General features: G+C 60.8%; 19 protein-coding genes and 1 riboswitch. Of the genes, 14 read left to right on the top strand and 5 right to left on the bottom strand.

What is annotated here, in order from left to right; genetic code table 11:
- Positions 1-23: 23 nt before the first annotated feature.
- Positions 24-105: riboswitch (S-adenosyl-L-homocysteine riboswitch) on the bottom strand.
- A 314-nt stretch (positions 106-419) separates the two neighbouring features.
- On the top strand, positions 420-1,205 hold the full coding sequence (locus B1781_RS18895; RefSeq protein WP_164513466.1) for a DUF2189 domain-containing protein: 786 nt from the start codon (positions 420-422) through the stop codon (positions 1,203-1,205).
- A 100-nt stretch (positions 1,206-1,305) separates the two neighbouring features.
- On the opposite strand, the gene metK is transcribed toward B1781_RS18895, so the two are convergent.
- A complete protein-coding gene (gene metK, locus B1781_RS18890) occupies positions 1,306-2,478 on the bottom strand; it encodes a methionine adenosyltransferase (protein WP_078121145.1) in 1,173 nt (390 codons plus the stop codon).
- 146 nt (positions 2,479-2,624) lie between these two features.
- On the opposite strand from metK, the gene B1781_RS18885 reads away from it, so the two are divergent.
- The 6 genes from B1781_RS18885 to fba all read left to right on the top strand — a co-directional run bounded on the left by B1781_RS18885 (position 2,625) and on the right by fba (position 10,506).
- The gene (locus tag B1781_RS18885; RefSeq protein WP_078121144.1) at positions 2,625-3,179 is read left to right on the top strand and encodes a thioredoxin family protein; all 555 of its coding nucleotides are present in this window, start codon (positions 2,625-2,627) and stop codon (positions 3,177-3,179) included.
- Between the two features lie 300 nt (positions 3,180-3,479).
- Complete coding sequence (tkt, locus tag B1781_RS18875; protein ID WP_078121142.1) at positions 3,480-5,468, top strand: transketolase; 1,989 nt, start codon at positions 3,480-3,482, stop codon at positions 5,466-5,468.
- Between the two features lie 97 nt (positions 5,469-5,565).
- Positions 5,566-6,570: a type I glyceraldehyde-3-phosphate dehydrogenase gene (gene gap / locus B1781_RS18870; protein ID WP_078121141.1), complete on the top strand. Its 1,005-nt coding sequence runs from the start codon at positions 5,566-5,568 to the stop codon at positions 6,568-6,570.
- 157 nt (positions 6,571-6,727) lie between these two features.
- Complete coding sequence (locus tag B1781_RS18865) at positions 6,728-7,909, top strand: phosphoglycerate kinase (protein WP_078121140.1); 1,182 nt, start codon at positions 6,728-6,730, stop codon at positions 7,907-7,909.
- 43 nt (positions 7,910-7,952) lie between these two features.
- Complete coding sequence (gene pyk, locus B1781_RS18860) at positions 7,953-9,404, top strand: pyruvate kinase (RefSeq protein WP_078121139.1); 1,452 nt, start codon at positions 7,953-7,955, stop codon at positions 9,402-9,404.
- Between the two features lie 37 nt (positions 9,405-9,441).
- Positions 9,442-10,506, top strand: a complete 1,065-nt coding sequence (fba, locus tag B1781_RS18855; protein ID WP_078121138.1) for a class II fructose-bisphosphate aldolase — start codon at positions 9,442-9,444, stop codon at positions 10,504-10,506.
- Positions 10,507-10,633: 127 nt separating this feature from the next.
- Here fba and B1781_RS18850 read toward each other — a convergent pair whose 3' ends face one another.
- Positions 10,634-11,464, bottom strand: a complete 831-nt coding sequence (locus tag B1781_RS18850; protein WP_078121137.1) for a universal stress protein — start codon at positions 11,462-11,464, stop codon at positions 10,634-10,636.
- Between the two features lie 121 nt (positions 11,465-11,585).
- Here B1781_RS18850 and B1781_RS18845 point away from each other — a divergent pair, with 121 nt between their 5' ends.
- Complete coding sequence (locus B1781_RS18845; RefSeq protein WP_078121136.1) at positions 11,586-11,984, top strand: CPCC family cysteine-rich protein; 399 nt, start codon at positions 11,586-11,588, stop codon at positions 11,982-11,984.
- 9 nt (positions 11,985-11,993) lie between these two features.
- Here B1781_RS18845 and B1781_RS18840 read toward each other — a convergent pair whose 3' ends face one another.
- The 3 genes from B1781_RS18840 to B1781_RS18830 are packed head-to-tail and all read right to left on the bottom strand — an operon-like array spanning position 11,994 to position 14,100.
- Positions 11,994-12,971: a serine/threonine protein kinase gene (locus B1781_RS18840; RefSeq protein ID WP_078121135.1), complete on the bottom strand. Its 978-nt coding sequence runs from the start codon at positions 12,969-12,971 to the stop codon at positions 11,994-11,996.
- Positions 12,968-13,210 (bottom strand): glutaredoxin family protein, encoded by a 243-nt coding sequence (locus tag B1781_RS18835; protein ID WP_078121134.1) that lies wholly within the window; start codon positions 13,208-13,210, stop codon positions 12,968-12,970. The genes B1781_RS18840 and B1781_RS18835 overlap by 4 nt, the downstream gene beginning before the upstream one ends.
- A gap of 5 nt (positions 13,211-13,215) precedes the next feature.
- Positions 13,216-14,100: a phosphoribosylaminoimidazolesuccinocarboxamide synthase gene (locus B1781_RS18830; RefSeq protein ID WP_078121133.1), complete on the bottom strand. Its 885-nt coding sequence runs from the start codon at positions 14,098-14,100 to the stop codon at positions 13,216-13,218.
- Positions 14,101-14,194: 94 nt separating this feature from the next.
- Between B1781_RS18830 and B1781_RS18825 the strand changes: the two genes are divergently transcribed.
- From B1781_RS18825 to typA, 6 genes are all read left to right on the top strand, one after another.
- The gene (locus B1781_RS18825) at positions 14,195-14,635 is read left to right on the top strand and encodes a hypothetical protein (protein WP_174575418.1); all 441 of its coding nucleotides are present in this window, start codon (positions 14,195-14,197) and stop codon (positions 14,633-14,635) included.
- Positions 14,636-14,760: 125 nt separating this feature from the next.
- On the top strand, positions 14,761-15,192 hold the full coding sequence (locus tag B1781_RS18820) for an antitoxin Xre/MbcA/ParS toxin-binding domain-containing protein (protein ID WP_078121132.1): 432 nt from the start codon (positions 14,761-14,763) through the stop codon (positions 15,190-15,192).
- Positions 15,193-15,288: 96 nt separating this feature from the next.
- Complete coding sequence (locus B1781_RS18815; RefSeq protein ID WP_078121131.1) at positions 15,289-17,424, top strand: methyl-accepting chemotaxis protein; 2,136 nt, start codon at positions 15,289-15,291, stop codon at positions 17,422-17,424.
- Between the two features lie 156 nt (positions 17,425-17,580).
- A complete protein-coding gene (locus tag B1781_RS18810; protein WP_078121130.1) occupies positions 17,581-17,823 on the top strand; it encodes a hypothetical protein in 243 nt (80 codons plus the stop codon).
- A gap of 240 nt (positions 17,824-18,063) precedes the next feature.
- Entirely contained in the window at positions 18,064-18,618 is a 555-nt protein-coding gene (locus tag B1781_RS18805) for a tetratricopeptide repeat protein (RefSeq protein ID WP_125932177.1), read from the top strand.
- 82 nt (positions 18,619-18,700) lie between these two features.
- Positions 18,701-20,509, top strand: coding sequence for a translational GTPase TypA (gene typA / locus B1781_RS18800; RefSeq protein ID WP_078121128.1), 1,809 nt, complete (start codon positions 18,701-18,703; stop codon positions 20,507-20,509).
- Positions 20,510-20,551: the final 42 nt, after the last annotated feature.

The raw sequence follows: 20,551 nt of genomic DNA, 5'->3' as shown, positions 1-20,551 counted from the left end.
GTTGTTGACTCCAGTTCAAAAAACGTGAGTGAGCGCCGTTCGACAAAACACCGTATTCACGTCCGAGCCTGGCCCGATCAGCGGGTTGCAGCGCCCCTCGGCGTGAAATTGTGATGAACCCGGTATCGTGATCCGGCTCAAAAACTTGAGCCCAGACGCCAGGATCGGCCGGTATTTTACACAGTTGGTGACTGCAATTCCTGGTTTGGCCGGCGGAAATGACCTGGCTTTCGGGGCGGCCGAAGATGATGCCTAACTCAATCACAGGCGCGTCATGTGCGGTGCAGCAAAAAAGCGAATTCGCGGCAAACGCCGATTTTTGCGCTATGTTCAACAACAGCGGCCTTCAAGGCCGTGGAAAAACAGATCCCGCAAACGGGACATTTGACGCACGATCGTCGTTATTCAGGAGGAGTGTGATGGCAGAACCAGGCGTGGTCCGGCACGATCCGCCGGACTCGGATATCGAGCCGCTTTTTTACCCGTCCAACAAACTTGGCTTCGACGCACCGCTGCGTTGGCTGAAGCTGGGCTGGCACGACATGAGCCGGGCCTACAAACAGAGTCTCGCCTATGGGATCGGGTTGGTCTTTTTCGGTTACCTGATCACCGGCTTGGCATGGGACGACGGCCATACCGTGGCATTGTTCACCTTGACGGTGGCGTTCATCCTCGGCGGCCCGGTGCTCGCCTTCGGACTGTATTCGATCAGTCGCCAGCTCGAGCAGGGGCGGCCACCTCAATTGGGTGTCTGCTGGCGCGAGAGCCGCAACCATTTGCGCAATGAGTTGTTGTATGCGCTGGTGATGCTGGTTGTGTTGCTGATCTGGGCGCGCGCGGCGTCGATGGTGCACGTGTTCTTCCCGATCGGCGAAGAAATGGGGTGGCTTGGCTGGCTGCAATTCCTGGCGGTCGGCAGCGCGGTTGGATCGATCTTCGCGATCATCGTGTTTTCGGCCAGCGTGGTATCGCTGCCGATGATGCTCGATCGCGGCACCGATGCGGTGACCAGTGCGCTGACCAGCGTCAACGCGGTGATCAACAATAAGGCGGTCATGGCAATGTGGGGTGCGATGATTGTCGCGCTGGTCCTGCTCGGCGTCGCGACGGCGTTCATTGGGCTGGCGTTGATCTTGCCGCTGATCGGGCACGCGTCGTGGCACGCCTATCGCGAAACGGTGGTGGACGATCAGCCCAAGGATTGAGGTTTTGAACAACGCCGCCTAGAAAAGCGGCGTGGATTGCCTGGCTTGACGGGAGGCGACGCGGTCGCCTCCCGAAATCATCAGATCGAATACCGACAGATCAGATGCCGGCGGCGCTGCGCAGCTCGTCGGCTTTGTCGGTCAGCTCCCAGGTGAAGTTCTCGTTTTCGCGACCGAAATGGCCGTAGGCCGCGGTCTTGCGGTACTTGATCTTCTCGGCGTTGAGCAGGTCGAGCATGCGCAGGATGCCGTACGGACGCAGGTCGAAGTGCTCGCGCACCAGCTCGGTAATGCGTTCGTCGGTGATGTTGCCGGTGCCGAAGGTGTCGACCATGATCGAGGTCGGCTCGGCCACGCCGATCGCATACGACACCTGGATCTCACACTTGTCGGCAAGCCCCGCCGCGACGATGTTCTTCGCCACGTAGCGTCCCGCGTAGGCGGCCGAGCGGTCGACCTTCGACGGATCCTTACCGGAGAAGGCGCCGCCACCGTGGCGTGCTGCGCCGCCGTAGGTATCGACGATGATCTTACGGCCGGTCAGGCCGGCATCGCCCATCGGCCCGCCGATCACGAAACTGCCGGTCGGGTTGATGTGGAACTTGGTGTCTTTGGTCAGCAGGCCGGTCGGGTCGAGGATCGGTTTGATGATCTCGTCCATGACCGCCTCGCGCAGCGTGTCGCCGGCGAATTCCTCGGCGTGCTGACTCGACAGTACGACCGCGTCGATCGATACCGGTTTGCCGTCCGAGTAGTGCAGGCTGACCTGTGACTTGGCGTCCGGGCGCAGCAGCGGCAGGATGCCTTTCTTGCGCACTTCTGCCTGGCGTTCGACCAGACGGTGGGCGAACTGGATCGGTGCCGGCATCAGCACCTCGGTCTCATTGGTCGCGTAACCGAACATCAGGCCCTGGTCGCCGGCGCCCTGGTCTTCCGGCTTGGCACGGTCAACGCCCTGGTTGATGTCCGGCGATTGCACGCCGATTGCGGTCATCACGGCACAGGTCACAGCGTCAAAACCCATCTCCGAGCTGGTGTAGCCGATGTCTTTGATGGTATCGCGGATGACGTGCTCGTAATCCGGCTTGGCGGTAGTCGTGATTTCACCGGCGATCATAGCCAGGCCGGTCTTGAAAACCGTCTCGCAGGCGACGCGTGCATGCGGGTCTTCGGCCAGGATGGCGTCCAAAATGGCGTCCGATACCTGGTCGGCCATTTTGTCGGGATGCCCCTCGGACACCGATTCCGAAGTGAAGATGAAGTCACGAGCCATCGGCTACTCCTTTGATAGAAAGACGTTTGCAGGAATATAGGAGAGGTTAGGTTAGCGGCGGAAATTTAACACGGTTGAGCATATCGGCGCATTCTGAAAGAATGTCGCGCCCGCAGAAGTTAAATAATTTGCACGAGGGAAACCCAATGGTTTCGTTGCAGACACCGGTTTGTGATTTTGGCGCAGCTGCTCCGGATTTCGATCTACCCGGTGTCGACGGTCGCAACTGGAGTCGAGACCAGTGCATGGGCGAGAAAGGCCTGCTCGTCATGTTCATCTGCAACCATTGCCCCTATGTAAAGGCGGTGCTCGACCGGATCGTGCGCGATGCGAATGAGCTGATCCCCCTCGGCATCGGAGTTGTGGCGATCATGTCCAACGATCCGACCGACTACCCGGAAGACTCGTTCGACAATATGCGCGCGGTCGCACAGGCCAATGGTTTTCCGTTTCCTTACCTGCTCGATGAAACCCAGCAGGTTGCCAAGGCCTACGGCGCGGTGTGTACGCCGGACTTTTTCGGCTACAACGGCGCGGGCGAGCTGCAGTATCGCGGGCGCCTGGACGAGAGCCGCAAAGAAGCGGCACCGGTTGATGTCCGGCGCGATCTTTTCGAGGCGATGCGCCAGGTTGCCGAGTCGGGGCAGGGTCCGCAAGAGCAGGTCCCGAGCATGGGCTGTTCGATCAAGTGGATCGAGTGAATTTGAAAAAAGTTTTAATAATCAGATAGTAAGCTGGATCTTGAGTGCCGATTTCCTGCGCTTATAGGTGTATTTGAATATTCGGGGAATCCCTCCTTGCCCGATTTCGACCGGGTAGGGGAGAATAGCCGACCTTTTCACAACCACAGGGCTGAGATTCGCCGGAGGCAGAACGGCGCTCTCATACAAGTGCAAAGCACCGTTCCGCTGGCCGGAGCGAGCCCGCAAAAAGCGAATCATTTCATCCGGAGAGCATTCTCCGGTGCTGAAGAATTCTTGTAGTCTTTGAAGGAGGGACTTATGTCCTCACGCAGAGAGCTTGCCAACGCCATTCGTGCGTTGAGTATGGATGCCGTTCAGAAAGCCAACTCGGGTCACCCGGGGGCGCCGATGGGTATGGCGGACATCGCCGAGGTGCTGTGGAACGACCACATGAAGCACAACCCGGGCAACCCCAACTGGGCCGACCGCGACCGTTTCGTGCTGTCTAACGGCCACGGGTCGATGTTGATCTACTCCCTCCTGCACCTGACCGGGTACGATCTGTCGATCGACGACCTGAAAAACTTCCGTCAGCTGCATTCCAAAACCCCGGGCCACCCCGAATACGGTTACGCACCCGGCGTCGAGACCACCACCGGTCCGCTGGGTCAGGGCATCACCAACGCGGTCGGCATGGCGATCGCCGAGCGCGCCCTCGCTGCCGAATTCAACAAAGACGGCCACGATATCGTCGATCACAACACCTACGTGTTCCTCGGTGACGGTTGCCTGATGGAAGGCATCTCGCACGAGGCCTGCTCGCTGGCCGGCACGCTCGGCCTGGGCAAGCTGATCGCGTTCTGGGACGACAACGGCATCTCGATCGACGGCCATGTCGAAGGCTGGTTCTCGGACGACACGCCGAAGCGCTTCGAGGCCTACGGCTGGCACGTTATCCCCGATGTTGACGGCCACGATCCGGCAGCGATTGCGAAGGCACTGGAATTCGCCAAGGCGATGACCGACAAGCCGACCATGATCTGCTGCAAGACGACGATCGGTTTCGGCTCGCCGAACAAGGCCGGCAGCCACGCCTGCCACGGCGCCCCGCTGGGCCAGGAAGAGATCAATCTGACCAAGGCCGCACTGGGCTGGGATCACGGTGCCTTCGAAGTGCCGAACTCGGTCTACCAGGGCTGGGACGCGAAAGAGAAGGGTGCCGCTGCTGAAAAGGCGTGGGACGAGAAGTTTGCTGCCTATGCCTCGGCCCACCCGGAACTGGCTGCCGAGTTCAAGCGCCGCGTCGCCGGTGAACTGCCGTCGGATTGGTCGTCCAAGGTCGATTCGTTCGTCGGCCAGTGCAACGAAGAAGCCAAGTCGCCGGCAACCCGCCAGGCCTCGCTGGCTTCGATCGAAGCCTACGCCGCTGCGCTGCCGGAACTGTTCGGTGGTTCGGCCGACCTGGGTTGCTCTAACCTGACGGAGTGGTCGGGCTACAAGCCGATGCGTGGTGACATGCCGGCGGCCAACTATGTGAACTACGGCGTGCGCGAATTCGGCATGTCGGCCATCATGAACGGCATCGCCCTGCACGGTGGCTTCATTCCGTTCGGCGCGACCTTCCTGATGTTCTCGGAATATGCACGTAACGCCATCCGCATGGCGGCACTGATGAAGATCCGCTCGATCTTCGTATTCACCCACGACTCGATCGGTCTGGGCGAAGACGGTCCGACCCACCAGGCGGTCGAGCAGATCCCGACGCTGCGCATGATCCCGCGTATGGATGTCTGGCGCCCCTGCGACACGGTCGAAACGGCCGTTGCCTGGAGCAAGGCGGTCGAGAAACAGGAAGGCCCGACCTGCCTGATCTTCTCGCGCCAGGGTCTGCCGTTCCAGAACCGCAGCAACGATCAGATCGCCGCGATCTCGCGCGGTGGTTACGTGCTGCGCGACTGCGACGGTACGCCGGACGTGATCGTGATCGCGACTGGTTCGGAAGTCGGCATCGCGGTTGAAGCCGCCGAGGCCAGCAGCAAGAAGGTGCGTGTCGTCTCGATGCCATGCACCAGCGTCTTCGACGCACAGGATGCTGCGTATAAGGAATCGGTATTGCCTGCTGCGGTCACCGCACGTGTCGCCGTCGAAGCCGCCTGCACCGGCGGCTGGTGGAAGTACGTCGGCAGCAACGGCAAGGTCATCGGTATCGATACCTTTGGGGAGTCGGCGCCGGCCGGCGAACTGTTCAAACTGTTCGGATTCACGGCGGAAAACGTCGGCAAGGCTATCGACGAAGTCGCGGCTTGATCGAATCCCGCGGCGGACCGGCTATTGCAAATGCATGGCCGGTCCCGCCGTACCTACATTTAGAAAGCATCGCTAACGCTCTGAGGAGAATTCAACTATGGCAATCAAAGTAGGCATCAACGGCTTTGGTCGTATCGGTCGTATGGCCTTCCGCGCAATCGCCAAGGACTTCGCCAACGATTTCGAAGTCGTTGCAATCAACGACCTGCTCGACGCCGACTACCTGGCATACATGCTCAAGTACGACTCGGTACACGGTAACTTCCCTGGCGATGTCAGCGGTGAAGGCAACACCATGACCGTCAACGGCAAGAATATCCGCCTGACCGCCGAAACCGATCCGGCCAAGCTGGCTTGGGGCGACGTCGGTGTCGATCTGGTCCTCGAGTGCACCGGTTTCTTCCTGACCGCAGAAGGCTGCCAAAAACACATCGACGCTGGCGCACCGAAGGTCGTCATGTCGGCTCCGTCAAAAGACGGCACCCCGATGTTCGTTTACGGCGTCAACCACGAAACCTATGCCGGTCAGAACATCGTTTCGGCTGCATCGTGCACCACCAACTGCCTGGCGCCGGTTGCCAAGGTTCTGAACGACAACTGGGGTATCAAGCGCGGCTTGATGACCACCGTGCACGCTGCCACCGCTACCCAGAAGACCGTTGACGGCCCGTCGAAGAAAGACTGGCGCGGCGGCCGCGGCATCCTTGAAAACATCATCCCGTCGTCGACCGGTGCAGCCAAGGCCGTCGGCGTCGTGCTGCCGGAACTCAACGGCAAGCTGACCGGTATGGCTTTCCGTGTGCCTACCTCCGACGTGTCGGTCGTCGACCTGACGGTTGAGCTGGAGAAAGCAGCCAAGTACGAAGACATCTGTGCTGCGATGAAGAAGGCATCCCAGCAGCCGGGTATCGGTGAGACGCTGGCCTACACCGATGAGAAGGTCGTTGCGACCGACTTCCGCGGTAACAGCAACTCGTCGATCTTCGATGCCGAAGCCGGTATCGCACTGGACGGCACCTTCGTGAAGGTCGTCTCGTGGTACGACAACGAATACGGTTATACCTGCAACATGATGCGCTTTGCCAAGCATGTAGCCGGCTAAAACCGCTCAGCGATTGCTCGGGCATGCGTCGCATGGCGCATGCCCGACAGCGCTGCCTCGCGATGGACACCGCAACTGTTCACGCTGTGGCGAGAGCGTTCAGGCAAGGCCAGCTTTGGCTGAACGTTTTTGCATCAATTCCAGTTAGGAGACCCTCATGGCTTTCATCAAGCTGACGGATCTTGATCTTTCCGGTAAGCGCGTACTGATTCGCGCCGACCTCAACGTGCCGGTCAAAGACGGCAAAGTGACTTCCGACGCGCGCATCACCGCCTCAATGCCAACCGTAGAGCACTGCGTCAAAGCGGGTGCCAAAGTGATGGTCATGTCGCACCGTGGCCGTCCCGAAGAAGGCACGGTCGACGAAGAAAACTCGATGCAGCCGATTGCCGAAGACATGTCGGCCAAGCTGGGCAAGAACGTACGCCTGATCAAGAACTACCTCGATGGCGGCTTCGAGGTCGCTGAAGGTGAAGTCGTACTGCTCGAAAACGTGCGCTTCAACAGCGGCGAGAAGAAGGACAACGAAGACCTGGCCAAGAAATACGCCGCGCTGTGCGATGTATTCGTCATGGATGCCTTCGGTACGGCGCACCGTGCCCAGGCGTCGACCCACGGCGTTGGCAAGTTCGCTCCCGTCGCCTGCGCCGGTCTGCTGCTGGCCGAAGAACTCGACGCGCTGGGCAAGGCTTTGGCCAATCCGGCACGCCCGATGGTCGCGATCGTCGGCGGTTCCAAGGTGTCGACCAAGCTGACCGTGCTCGAAGCACTGTCTGAGAAGGTCGATCAACTGGTTGTCGGCGGCGGCATCGCCAACACCTTCCTCAAAGCTGCTGGCCACAATGTCGGCAAATCGCTGTGTGAGGATGATCTGGTACCCACCGCGCAGGCGCTGATGAAAAAGATGCAGGAGCGAGGCGCGAATATCCCGATCGCAACCGATGTCGTTGTCGGCAAGAACTTCGCTGAAGACGAGCCGGCGGTACTGAAAAGCGCCGACGAGGTCGCGGACGACGAGATGATCTTTGACATCGGTCCGAAATCGGCTGGCGAGTTGGCAGAAATCATTGGCAGAGCCGGTACGATCGTGTGGAACGGCCCGGTCGGCGTGTTCGAATTCGACCAGTTCGGCGAGGGCACCAAGACCGTATCGATGGCCATCGCCGGCGCCCCGGGTTTCAGCCTTGCTGGTGGCGGGGACACTATCGCTGCAATTCAGAAGTACGATATCTACGACAAAGTGTCGTATATCTCGACCGCGGGCGGTGCCTTCCTCGAGTACCTCGAGGGCAAGACGCTGCCGGCGGTGGCGATGCTCGAAGAAGCGGCAAGCAAGTAATTACAACAGCGGGAAGGCGTAGGCTATCCCGCGAGAAGGGCAGATGCTTAGACGCACGAAAATCGTAGCGACGCTAGGTCCGGCCACCGATGATCCGAAGGTGTTGGACGAGGTAATCGCCGCCGGCGTGGATGTCGTGCGGCTGAATATGTCGCATGGCACCCACGAGGATCACGAGCGCCGCGCCGATTGGGTGCGCAATCGCGCCCGTGCCTGTGGTCGCCAGGTCGGCGTGCTGATCGACCTGCAGGGACCGAAGATTCGCTGCGGCAAGTTCACCGACGGCAAGATCGAACTCGCACCCGACGACCGGTTCGTGCTCGATACGGCTTGGGATGTCGACAAGGGTAACCAGGAGCGTGTCGGCGTCACTTACCCGACGCTGCATGAAGAGGTCTCGCGCGGCGACACCTTGTTGCTCAACGATGGCCTGATCGTGTTGTGGGTCGACGAAGTGCAGGGCACCGAGGTGCGTTGCAAAGTGGTCGTCGGCGGAACCTTGTCCAACAACAAGGGTATCAACAAGCTCGGCGGCGGCCTGTCGGCGCCGGCACTGACCGACAAAGACAAGGCGGACATCAAGTTCGCCGCACGCATCGAGGCCGACTATGTCGCGGTGTCGTTCGTGCGCTCGGCCGAAGATGTTCACATCGCGCGCCAGTTGCTGCAGGAAGCCGGCGGCGACGGCGGCATCGTGTCCAAGATCGAACGCGCCGAGGCATTGGATGTGATCGAAGAGATCATCGATGCGTCGGATGTGATCATGGTTGCGCGTGGCGACCTCGGTGTCGAGATCGGCGATGCGGAATTGCCGGCGGCGCAAAAGCGCCTGATCAGCCTGGCGCGATCGATGAACTGCGTGGTGATCACCGCCACCCAGATGATGGAATCGATGATTCAGAATCCGATCCCGACCCGCGCCGAGGTGTTCGACGTGGCCAACGCGGTCATCGACGGCACCGATGCGGTCATGTTGTCGGCCGAATCGGCAGCCGGTAAGTACCCGGCGAAGGCGGTCGAGGCGATGGACCGGGTGTGCAAAGAGGCCGAGAAGCAGTCGCAGACGCGGCGTTCCGATCACCGCCTGCACTCGGTGTTCGGTCGTATCGACGAGGCGATCGCGATGTCGACGATGTACACCGCGAACCACCTTGGCGTGACCGCGATTGCCGCGCTGACCGAGTCGGGCGCCACCTGTAAATGGATGTCACGCATTTCGTCTGGCATCCCGATCTACGCCTTGACGGGGCAGGTGGCCACGCGTAGAAAAGTCACGCTGTATCGCGGGGTCTACCCCGTCAGCTTCGATCTCGAAGCCGGTATCGATTCGCGTCAGGCGAATACCGAGGTTATCGAAGAACTTCAGCGCCGCGGGGCGGTGCGTGATGACGACCTGGTCATCATTACCAAGGGTGACCTGAACGGCGTCTCGGGCGGAACCAACGTGATGAAAATCCTGCGCGTTGGCGAACATATCATGCCCAGCCACGATTGATTAATTTGATTGAGACTCTCAGAACAAGGAGCAGACCATGGCACTGATTTCCCTGCGTCAAATGCTGGATCACGCCGCCGAACACGGCTACGGCGTACCCGCTTTCAACGTCAACAACCTCGAACAGATGCGCGCGATTATGGAAGCCGCCGACGAAACCGACTCGCCGGTTATCGTTCAGGCCTCGGCCGGTGCGCGTAGCTACGCCGGTGCGCCTTTCCTGCGCCACCTGATCCTGGCGGCGATCGAAGAATTCCCGCATATCCCGGTGTGCATGCACCAGGACCACGGCACCTCGCCGGCTGTCTGCCAGCGTTCGATCCAGCTGGGCTTCAGCTCGGTGATGATGGACGGCTCGCTGGGTGAAGACGGCAAGACGCCGGCTTCGTACGAGTACAACGTCGACGTTACCCGTCGCACCGTCGAGATGGCGCATGCCTGCGGCGTTTCGGTTGAAGGCGAGCTGGGTTGCCTGGGTTCGCTCGAAACCGGTATGGCCGGCGAGGAAGACGGCATCGGTGCAGAAGGCAAGCTCGATCACAGCCAGCTGCTGACCGATCCGGAAGAAGCGGCCGACTTCGTTAAGAAGACTGGTGTCGACGCCCTCGCGATCGCCATCGGCACCTCGCACGGCGCCTACAAGTTCACCCGCCCACCGACCGGCGACATCCTGGCGATCGAGCGCATTAAAGAGATCCATGCGCGCATCCCGAACACCCACCTAGTCATGCACGGTTCTTCTTCCGTGCCGCAGGATTGGCTGGCGATCATCAACGAGTACGGCGGCGACATGGGTGAGACCTATGGCGTGCCGGTTGAAGAGATCGTTGAAGGCATCAAGCACGGCGTACGCAAGGTCAACATCGATACCGACCTGCGCATGGCGTCGACCGGTGCGATCCGCAAGCACCTGCACGACAATCCGTCGAACTTCGACCCGCGCAAGTTCCTGATTGCCGCAACCAAGGGCATGAAGGACATCTGCAAGGCGCGCTACGAAGCCTTCGGCACCGCCGGCAACGCATCGAAGATCAAGGCGCTGAGCCTGGATGCGATGACCGAGCGTTACCTGTCGGGTGAGCTCGATCCCAAAGTCAACTGATCGTCTTTTCAGTTGATCGAAAAAGGGCGCTACGGCGCCCTTTTTCGTTGTTCGCTGCGAACGCAGTACAGCGTTCAGTTATGTATTCTCTGGCGACGGTTGCCAACACCCTACATATGTCGATCGCTCATTCCGCCGGTAGCGACAACAACGGCAGTTTCAATTCGCGCAACACGAGGTCGACGATGCTGTCGCGCACCCGTGTCAGTACGCCGCGCGGTTTGCGGGTAACGATGGCGACGAGTTCGGCTTTGCTTTCACGAACGCCTTCGCTGATGCGTTGCCGGATGTCGCCACTCGATTGCGCGTAGCGCCAGTACTGTCCCGGCGGTTCCGGCAGCACGGCCGTCATTTCATGGTTGTCGTTCATCGCGATAACGATCACGTCGACTTCGCGTCCGCCGAGCGTCGGCAGCCATTGCGTCAGGTAGGCGAACGCGTGACGCGGATCGGTCGCAGGGTCTACCAGGCACAACACGCGTTCCAGGCTCGATTTGCCCGTTGCGCTATCAACCAGGCCGCTACCACGCTTCGGCAGCATCAGGGTATGACTGCGAGTGCGCCGACATACCGTCTCGGCAACCGAAGAACTGAATAGACGCCCCAGGCCACGTCGACCTTCACTCGCCATGACCAGCAAATCGGTCGGATGGCGTCGCAGGTAATCGGTGATGCCTTCGCGCGGGTTGTCGTCGCGCATCGCCATCTTGGCGACGTCGAGATTGAGTTGCTCGATAACGGCGGTGCGTGATGCGTCGGCCGAAAGCAGGCCCCACTTGCACAAGGTATCGCGCACGCCGGGAAACCGTTCCCACGGCACACTGTTGCGGCTTTCTGCGCCGGTGTGCAGCAGCGTCAGGCGCGCCTGTTTGGCGACCGCAAACGACAGCGCGTGATAAAACGCCCGTTCGCTTTCTTCGCTGAAGTCCGTCGTCACCAGAATTCGTGGGGTCAACATTTGCGGCTCTTGCACTATGCTCTCCTGCTATCGACCGGTTCCATGGAATCGCGGCGAGGACAGCGAAATTTTCCGGCGCTTTCCCTAAATCGTTATAGTGGATGCGTCACGAATCAGGGAGATGCCGGTGTATTCCAACAAGTTTCCTTGTCCATGCTGTGGACACAGGGTGTTCGATTACCAACCGGGCTTTAATCAAGAGTGCCCGATCTGTGGTTGGGAAGACAGCCTGGATCAGCTGCGGTTCCCGAACATGCCGGGTAGCGCAAATCATGTCAGCCTGGTGGAAGGGCAGAAGAACTATGTTGCGCACGGCTCGTGCGAACGGCGCAAACGTGGGCTGACGCGCGAGCCGTTCGATGGTGAACCCAGGGACGAGCAATGGCGTCCGATCGACGTCAAGCGCGACAATATCGAAGAGCCGCAACGCGGCACCAAATACGCCGATTCATACCCCTACGAAGATACCACCGTGCTGTACTACTGGCGGTCCACCTATTGGCGGCGGGTCGTTGGCTGAAGGTGTCGGTCAGTACAGCACCAACGGCGGCTGGTCGAGTTCGTGGAGTTGATTGCGCAGATCCTGGATATGTTGCGACCAGTAGTGCGGTGACGTCGCCCAGGTAAAGGCGGCGGGAAAGGCCGGGTCGTCCCAACGCCTGGCCAACCAGCCGGCGTAGTGAATCATGCGTAACGCGCGCAGCGGTTCGATCAGCGCCAGCTCGCGCGTATCGAAATCACAGAACATGCGATAGCCATCGAGCATCGCACTCAGTTGGATCGTTCGTTCGGTGCGGTCGCCGGACAGCAGCATCCATAGATCCTGTATCGCGGGGCCATTGCGGCAGTCATCCAGATCGACGAAATGCGGGCCGTCGTCGGTCCACAGAATGTTACCGTGGTGACAATCGCCGTGGAGTCGCAGCTTGCGATAGGTTGTATCGGCGAGGTGGCGTTCTATCTCGCGGAGCAACTGTTCGCTGGTCTCGGAGTAGGCGGTTTGCTCGTGCGCGGGCAGTAGAGGGCTTTGCAAGACATTGTCGCGCGCGGGCCAGCCCATGTCGGCGACGTCGACCGGTGGGCGGTCGGTGAATGGCTGGGCTGCGCCGACCATATGGATGCGACCGATGAATCTGCCGATCCATTCCAGCTGGTCCAGATCGCCGGGCTCCGGTGCGCGCCCGCCGCGCCGCGGAAACAGGGCGAAGCGAAAACCTTCGTGGCTCAGCAGGGTGGCGTCATCGCCGAACTGCAGTGGCGCTACAACCGGAATTTCGTCTGCCGCCAGGGCCAGCGAAAACCTGTGCTCCTCGATGATCGCCGCATCGCTCCAGCGCTCCGGCCGGTAAAACTTGGCGATGATCGGGGTTTGTTCATCGATGCCGATCTGGAACACCCGGTTCTCATAACTGTTGAGCGTCAGCAGGTGGCCGTCGGGCTGCAAGCCCTGGGCGGCCACGGCATCGAGTATCAGATCGGGCGTCAGGCGTTCATACGGATGGCTCAAGGGCGATCGACCTTCGCCAGGGCCTGATCGAGGCGTTTGCGATCGAAACCGTCGATCCGCGTTTCGCCGACCATGATCACCGGCACGCCGCGCGCCCCGAGTCGGCTGAATGCCTTCTGTGCGCGGGCGTTCTGTTGCACGTCCAGCTCCTGAAAGCGCACGCCTTTGTTCTGCAGGTAGGCCTTTGCCTGCCGGCAATGCGGGCAGTTGCGGGTGCTGTACAGCGTGATGCGTGTCATGGAGTTCAGCTGCCCGTCAGGCGTGACTCGGCCTCGCGGTATTTCTCAGCGGTTTTGTCGATGATCTCTTGCGGCAGTGTCGGGCCGGGAGGCGTCTTGTCCCAATCGAGCGTTTCCAGATAGTCGCGCACGAACTGCTTGTCGAAGCTCGGCGGACTGGAACCGGGTTGATATTGATCCGCCGGCCAGAAGCGCGATGAATCAGGCGTCAGCACCTCGTCGATCAGGTGCAACTGCCCGTCGTCGTCGAGACCGAACTCAAACTTGGTGTCGGCGATGATGATGCCGCGCTGCAGAGCGTATTCGGCACACTCACTATAGATACGCAGGCTGGCGTCGCGCACCTGTTCGGCAAGGTCTTTGCCGAGCAGGTCGACGGTCTGTGCGAAATCGATATTGATGTCGTGATCGCCGACGTCGGCCTTGGTCGACGGGGTGAAGATCGGCTGCGGCAGCTTGTCCGCCATACGCAGGCCCGCGGGCAATTGGATGCCGCATACACCGCCGGTGGCCTGGTAGTCCTTCCAGCCCGAGCCGATCAGGTAACCGCGCACGATCGCCTCGACCGGCAGCGGTTTGAGTTTGCGCACGATCATCGCCCGGTCGCCGAGCGTTGCGCGTTCGGTGGCATCGGGTACCACTTTGTTGAGTGCCAGATCGCTCAGGTGGTTGGGGATTATTCCGCGCGTGCGATCGAACCAGAAGTTTGCCACCCGGGTAAGCACTTCGCCCTTGCCGGGGATCGGTTGCGGCAGAACCACGTCGAAGGCAGAAAGCCGATCCGTGGTGACGATCAGTAGGTGATCGGCGTCCACCTCGTAGATGTCACGGACCTTGCCGCGATTGATCAGTTTGAGTCCCGACAGTTCGGACTGATGCAGGGCTTTCATACGGGAGCAACCTACCATTCGGAAAACGCGCAAGTATAGCGTTGCGCCTCCTATGATGGCATCTTTCACCGAACGCTTTGCAGGGAACCCGATCTTGAGCAGTCCAGCCGTAGAACAACCGCCTTATCTTGCCGCATTCCGCGGCAGCTTCACCTCCGCCCTGCGGTGGCCGCAGCTCGATGCGCTGTGGGAGCGATTGCGTGCGGCGCCGGATGGCTGGTTCGTATACGCAATCGGTGAGCCTCCGCCCGACACCGTTGTCGATGCCGATGCCCTGCTCAGGTTCATCGATGAGATCGATCAGCTGTTGCGAAAGGAGCACGACGAAGACTATTGCGGCATCGTTTATGCCGACAGACCGGACGCGCCGACCATGGTCAAGATCTACGATCCAAACAACCTCGGCGTGTCGTGCGGTTACAGCGACAATCCGCCGTTGCCTGGCTGGGTGCTCAGCCGGATTGCGCCGGTAGACCTCGAGGCCGCGCGCCAGCCGGCCGGCCGTCGGCGCTGGTGGCAGCGCCTGTTCGGTTGAAAAGCCCGGGAGCGAAAGGGGTAAAGCCTGCCGGGCCCCGGTGTTAATATCCGAGTAATTTACAAGGTTTCGACACCCGGTCGACGCCCACCGACGGCGGGAAGCCTCCCCGCGGAGCAGGAAATATGAGCGAACAGCAACAGCAGCAAGCCCTCGGCGACATAACGCAAGCCGTCATGGGGCTGCTCGATTCCTGGGGGCTGGACAGCAAGGAGATCCAGGGCGTGCTGTGCCTGCCGGAAAAAATGCGTGCCCGCGCGCTGAACAAATTTCGCGAAGGAACCGACGTTTTCCCCGACGATCCCGTGATTCTGCGCCGTGCCAGCTACCTGCTGCGTATCTCGGACGCGCTGCGCACTACCTACCCGCGAAACCCCCGTATGGCGGGGCGCTGGGTGCGACAGGGACACCGCCGTTTTGGTCGGCGCTCGCCGCTGTCGATCATCCTGCGAGACGGTGAGAGCGGCCTGATTGCCGTGCTGTCTGAACTCGACTGCACCTTCTCCTGGGACCTGACCGGCTCTCAATCGATGGGCTACCGTTCTCCTAGTTCCTGATTCCCGAAGGCGGTTACTCAAGCCGCCCGCCATTTGGTCGCTACACCCCGGTAAGGCCGACAAGAGCCCGAAATTCTGATACGGGATGGTGTGACAATGAAAAAATTGATGGATGCCCTGTCCATTAAGCAGAAGCTGGGGGCGGCGTTCGGCGTCGTGCTGGCGGCGCTGTTGGCGGTCTCGCTGGCGGGCTTGCGTGGGGCAGCAAATACCGAAGAAAACACACACCGGGTGGTCGAACAGATCCAGCCCGCGGTTTTTGCCTTGATGTCGCTCGAAAACCAGGTGCACAGCACTGCGGCGTCGATGGGCTTTTACCTCAAAAGTGGTGAAGAAGGCCACAAGCAACGTTATCAGCAGGACAACGACGCGCTGAAAACCGCCACCGACCGGGCGCGCGAGACGCTGCAGGTACTGGGCGATCAAGCGGCGTTGACGGCATTCGATACCGTCGCCGGCAAGGTCGAGACCTTCCGCGGCTACGAGCAGAAAATCCTCGATCTCACCAGCTCGAACGTGAAGAACATGCCGGCCATGTTGATCGCTGAGCAGTCGCTCAATCCGCGCCACATGGAGATTCTGCAGGCCCTGGGCGAGATGCTCAGCTCCGAGAACGACGCCCAGTCGGAGGCGATCGACGATCTCGAAGCCCTGGTAACCGCCGATCCGCAATACGACGCCTTCGGCAACGCATCGGCCAACCCGGAGAGCGCGGAGGGCGTGGAGGCGCTGCGCGGCCGTATCGATGTGCTGCGCGCGATCCAGGACCTGCGTTACTCGTGGGGCCAGGTCATCAACGGCATGCGCGGCTTCCTGGCCTTCCGTGACGCAGCGCTGAACGAAAACACGATGCTGTATCTCGAACAAAACACCGGTGCCCTGCAACGCCTGCAGGCGGCTGCTGAAGCCGATCAGTTGACCTTTGAACAGTCTGACGCCCTGGAGCGGCTGGTTGTGGCGCGCGAATCGTATGTCGAGGCGCTGCACAACATGTTCGAAGTACACGGCAGCGAACGCGCCTACACCGACGTCTACCTCATTCGTACCGAGGTCGGCCCCCTGATGAGCGACCTGTCGCGCGAAGCGGACAAGCTGGTCACCATGCTGCGTGAGCAGATCGCCAGCCAGAGCGCCGCATTGGTCGAGTCGGCCGTCGACACGCAAAGCGTCGTCTGGACCCTGCTGATCGCCGGTTTCAGTATCGGATTGGTGGTTTCCTGGCTGATCGCCAGCAGTATCAGCTGCAAGTTGAACGCCGCGGTCGGTGCGATGGAAGAGATCGCCAACGGTGATGGCGACCTGACCCGCGAGCTGACTTTCCAGGGCAGAGACGAAGTTGCCAAGCTGGCGACCGCCTTCAACAGCTTCCTGGCGAAGATCAGGCACACGATCTCCGAGGTGGCCGAGACCGCGCAGCGTGTCACTGCCGCCGCCGACCAGCTCTCTCTGGTCAGTCAGCAGGCGAGTTCCGGGACCATGCGCCAGGCCGAGGAAACCGAGCGTGTCGCCGCTGCCACCACCGAACTGCGCGCGACCGCGCACGAAGTGCAGGGCATGGCGCAGACCGGTGCCGATGCGGCCCTGTCGGCGCAACAATCGGCCGAACGTGGCCAGACGGTACTCACCGCCACGCAGTCGGAAATCGACCGTTTGGCCGCAGACGTCGAGCAGGCGTCGACCGTCATCCACGAACTCGAACAAGACAGCGACCGCATCGGCGGCGTACTCGACGTGATCCGCGGCATCGCCGAGCAGACCAACCTGCTGGCGCTCAATGCCGCGATCGAGGCCGCCCGTGCCGGTGAACAGGGGCGTGGCTTTGCCGTGGTTGCCGATGAGGTTCGCAGTCTGGCCAGTCGTACCCAGGAGTCGACCGAAGAGATCAACGGCATGATCGAGCGCCTGCAGACGGCATCGCGACAGGCCGTAACCGTGATGGAGACCGGGCGCACCCAGGCTCGCGGTACTGTCGAACGTGCCGACGAGGCCCGTCAGAGCCTCGAAGCGATCATTTCGAGCATCTCGACGATCACCAATACGTCGACCAGCATTGCGGCCGCAGCCGGCGAGCAGAGCGTCAGCGTCGACGAGATCAATCGCACCATGGTGGCGATCAGCGAGATCGCCGAACAGACCAGCCAGGGTGCCGGCGATCTGCAGGCATCGACCGCCGACCTCGGCTCGATCTCGACGCACCTGCAGCAGATGATCAGCACCTTCAAGACCAATTGATAGACGCCGCCCTGGCGGGCGGGTCTTGCAGAACGGAGTTTGCTCTAATAGAGCGAACTCCGTTTGTTTTTTTAAGCTGGCGGTCGCGGTATGTTCTGTCTGACCATGCTTTAGACAGTCCACGTGACTGCAAGAATCGACACTCAAGGGAATGCAATGACCAAAGAAAACCGGGACTACCTCGAAATGACTTTCCGCTCAATCCAGTGTTTTGCCGACGACGGCGTGTTGCAGGTCGACGAACTGGACCGACTGGTAGCGATTGCGCTGCGCGATGGTGTGGTCGACGCCAACGAGCAGCGTGTCCTCAAGAATATCTTCGGTCGTCTGCGTCCGACCGATCTGACTGACGAGTTGCGTGCCAGGATCGAGCAGATTCGCGCCCAGCACGGCTTCTGAACACTTCCGGCGGCGTGCTTCGGGCATGCTTGCCGAGCGCGCCCTCCCGCTTGCGCAGTGGGCCGGATGAAGGGCGGCACGCGCAAAGTTATTCACAGTCTGGAGCGGTGCAGCCGTCTGCCAAATCTGCACCAACGCGGTGAGAATTTTGTTCGTTTCGCGTTAATTTATTGAAATTAAAAGCTAAATCTGCGGATATTTGTTGAGAACAATGAATTGTCGGCGTGCAATCTGGCGGTCATGAAGTCATCCACAAAGTTTTCCACAGGTTTTGCAGGCTGCCTGTCCAGCGCTCGTCGGCGTGTGGTTGCCGGTGCGGCGCTATGGCTGCTGTGCTGGGTGGGTGGGGCGGTGGCTGAAACGGCGAATGCCGAGCCAGAGGGGCGTCTGCAGGCACGTGCCGAGGCCGGTGAGCCCTGGGCGCAGCTCAATCTCGGTGCGGCTTACGATCACGGCATCGGCGGATATCCGCGCGACCCGGCCAGAGCCGTGGCCTGGTACCGGCGGGCCGCTGAGGCCGGCGTGGCGCAGGCGCAGTTCAATCTCGCGCATTGCCTGGCAACCGGGCATGGCGCAGCGCCGGATGGGGTTGAAGCTCGCCATTGGATGGCGGCGGCAGCGCGCCAGGGGCTGGCCGATGCCCAGTTTCTGTTGGGCGTGATGTTGGCCGAAGGCATGGGCGGGGCGGCCGACCGCCGGGCGGCGATCGATTGGTTGGCGCGGGCCGCGGCTCAGGGGCATGCCGAGGCCGGGCGGCTGCATCAGGCGTTGAGCCGGTCGGCGCCGCAAGAGTGACGCGCGCATTCTCGCGGCCATATCGCACGGCCGCATCGATAGGTATAATTCCGCGCCTTTTCCTTACCTGCGGTGCAGTTCCGTGATCCAGAATCTTCGCAACGTGGCGATCATCGCCCACGTCGACCATGGCAAAACCACGTTGGTCGACGAACTTCTCAAGCAATCGGGTACGCTCGGCGAGCGTTTTGGCGCGGTCGAGCGGGTCATGGACTCGAACGACCAGGAAAAGGAGCGCGGCATCACGATCCTGTCGAAGAACACCGCGATCCGCTGGAACGACTACCGCATCAATATCGTCGATACGCCCGGACACGCCGATTTCGGTGGCGAGGTCGAGCGCGTGTTGTCGATGGTCGATTCGGTGCTGTTGCTGGTCGATGCGCAGGAAGGCCCGATGCCGCAGACGCGCTTCGTCACGCAAAAGGCATTCAAACACGGGCTGCGTCCGATCGTGGTCATCAACAAGGTCGACAAGCCCGGTGCGCGTCCGAGTTGGGTCATCGATCAGGTGTTCGACCTGTTCGACAACCTCGGCGCGACCGACGAGCAGCTCGATTTCCCGATCATCTACGCGTCTTCGCTGAACGGCTATGCCTCGCTTGAGGAAGGCGTCAATGAAGGCAACATGACGCCGTTGTTCGAGGCCATCGTCAAGCATTGCCCGGTGCCGGATGTCGATCCCGACGGTCCACTGCAGATGCAGGTATCCAATCTCGACTACAACAGCTACGTCGGCGCGATTGCGGTCGGACGCGTCAAACGCGGCACGATCAGGCCGAATCAGCAGGTCACCGTGGTGCGTCGGGATCATACCTTCAAGGCGCGAGTGGGCCTGGTGTACGGCTATCTCGGTCTGGAGCGTCACGAAGTCAGCAGCGCATCGGCCGGCGATATCATCGCGATCACCGGTATCGAGGCACCGATGGTGTCGGATGTGTTGTGTGATCCGGAAAACGTTGAAAACCTGCCTGCACTGACGGTCGACGAACCGACCGTCTCGATGACCTTCCAAGTGAACTCCTCGCCGTTTGCCGGCAAGGAAGGCAAGTACCTGACGTCGCGCCAGATCAAGGACCGCCTCGAACGCGAGTTGATCCACAACGTGGCACTGCGTGTCGAAGAGGGTACCGATCCGGAGAAGTTTAAGGTGTCGGGGCGCGGCGAACTGCACCTGTCGGTGTTGATCGAGAACATGCGCCGCGAAGGCTTTGAGCTGGCGGTGTCGCGACCCGAGGTCATCTTCCGCGAGATCGATGGCGAGGTCTGCGAACCTTACGAACAGGTCACGATCGACATCGAGGAACAGCACCAAGGCTCGTTGATGGAGGCGCTCGGCGAGCGTCGCGGCGAGATGAAGAACATGGTGCCGGATGGCAAGGGGCGTGTCCGTCTCGACTACATGATGCCTTCGCGCGGCCTGATCGGTTTTCAGACCGAGTTCATGACCATGACCTCGGGTACCGGTTTGATGTACCACGTGTTCGATCACTATGGGCCCGCGCAGAGCGGTGGCATCGCCTCGCGTAAGAACGGCGTATTGATCTCCAATGGACAGGGCAAGGCGCTGGGTTATGCGCTGTTCAACCTGCAGGAGCGCGGTCGCCTGTTCAGCTCGCACGGTGACGATGTCTATGAAGGTCAGATCATCGGTATTCACTCGCGCGCCAACGACCTGGTCGTTAACCCGCTCAAAGGCAAGCAGCTGACCAACATTCGCGCCGCGGGCAAGGACGATGCGATTGCGTTGACTCCACCGATCAAGCTCACCCTGGAATACGCGCTCGAGTTCATCGAAGACGATGAGTTGGTGGAGATCACGCCGGCGGCGATCCGCCTGCGCAAGAAGTTCTTGAAGGAACACGAGCGCAAGCGTTCTGCGCGCGGCTGATCGTAGGTCGGGTCCGGAGGCAAGGCTTTCGGTCTGGTCTAG

It is taken from the genome of Thiosocius teredinicola (genome assembly GCF_002009425.1).
In the GTDB taxonomy this organism is placed as follows: Bacteria; Pseudomonadota; Gammaproteobacteria; order Chromatiales; family Chromatiaceae; genus Thiosocius; species Thiosocius teredinicola.
The sequence above is the reverse complement of the archived record's forward strand: the minus strand, read 5'-3'. Positions and strand labels throughout refer to the sequence as shown.